The sequence below is a fragment of the Clostridium neuense genome, from assembly GCF_045310695.1.
GTDB classification, from domain to species: domain Bacteria; phylum Bacillota; class Clostridia; order Clostridiales; family Clostridiaceae; genus Clostridium_S; species Clostridium_S neuense.
The window spans coordinates 1-1,414 of the sequence record NZ_JBJIAA010000041.1; the positions used below are offsets into that span (position 1 = coordinate 1).

At 29.8% G+C, this 1,414-nt stretch carries 1 protein-coding gene; it reads right to left on the bottom strand.

Translation table 11 applies throughout. The features are described 5' to 3' along the window. Positions 1-128: 128 nt before the first annotated feature. Positions 129-1,331 (bottom strand): IS110 family RNA-guided transposase, encoded by a 1,203-nt coding sequence (locus ACJDT4_RS23255; protein WP_406790011.1) that lies wholly within the window; start codon positions 1,329-1,331, stop codon positions 129-131. Positions 1,332-1,414: the final 83 nt, after the last annotated feature.

The following is a 1,414-nucleotide window of genomic DNA, read 5'->3' on the forward strand; positions in this document are numbered from 1 at the left end:
GCTCAAACCTGCTAAGTAAAGTCAAGTGTTTTTCTTAAAAAATTTCAGAGAAATTTTTTAAGAAAATAGGGTAACTTTAATAAAACCTTCTTACAGAAGATTTTTAAAGTACCCTATTTTTATGTTTTTTAGTTTTTTAAAACTTCTGAAACCCTAGCATAATATATTCTTAAAAATTTATTTAGTCCTGCTATTTTAGCTTGTTTCTTTGCCTTACCTTCTGATTCTTTTTTTATTATATAGTCGTACACTGCGGGATCTTTAGTAGGAACTCTGCATTTTATGCTTTTCATTATTTCATAACCTGTTTTTCTCAGATATCGAGATCCTCGTTTTGATATTTTTCGTTTGTTTCCATTAAAATTTCCCGATTGATAAGGTGGAGCATCTATTCCTGAATAAGCTACAAGAGCTTTTGCACTGTAATATTTTCTTATATCACCTACTTCCGCAATAATTCTTGGTGCTAATCTTTCTCCTACACCATTCATATTAAAAACAACATCATATTCAGGTAATAACTTGGCAAGTTCCTTCATTCGTGATAATATTAGATTTAAGGATATTCCGGTCGAACGGATGCCCTTTATAGTTTCCGAGATGATTATTTTTGTGGATGGCATCTTAGAAGACATAGTTGTGATACTATTTTTAGCGAGAATATATATTTCATGAGCTTTATTTTCACTAAATTGGTATCCTTCTTTTTTTGCCCATTTTTTATAGCTTTCAGTAAATTTATTTTCGCTTAATTTAATAATATTGTCATAATGCCAGTATTTTTGAACAAAGTCTGATAACTTATCTTTTGCAAAGCTAATTGAATTTGAAGCTAGTAGCCCTGCAATGCCTGGCATTGTTTCGTCTAAAAGATTTGAAAGCATTACTTTAAGTTTTATTCTTAAGGACATAAACTGAAAATATTGTCTTGAAAGGGTTTTAAGTTCATAATATATATCTTCTTCTACTTTATAATTGCTTAGTTCATACCAATTATCTAAGCCAAATTTTGATATTGTTTTTGAGTCTAACTTATCTGTTTTACCTTTTCTAATAGATATACTCGCGTACTTTTTCATAAGCATAGGATTAACAACACAAACAAAAATCCCTCTTTCTTGTAGATACGATACTACAGGAATATGATAATGTCCTGTTGCTTCCAGAATCACTTTGCTTTCTTCATCAAAACTTATGATTTTGTCAGCTAACTTTTTTAGTTCTTCTAACGTGTGCTTAACTTCAAAAGGTTTATTCAAAATTTCACGGTGTAATTTACTAATACAAACTGTACTTTTGCCTTTTGAAACGTCTATACCAATACTAATCATAATAGAAACTCCTTTGTTAAAAATTTTGTCCATCCACTTATTACTACTCATTTTTGTTCGTTACGCGGAAGCTAATTATAGTT

Excerpts from the sequence above, each read along its gene's own strand:
- ACJDT4_RS23255 (WP_406790011.1), bottom strand. The coding sequence starts at position 1,331 with ATGATTAGTATTGGTATAGACGTTTCAAAAGGCAAAAGTACAGTTTGT.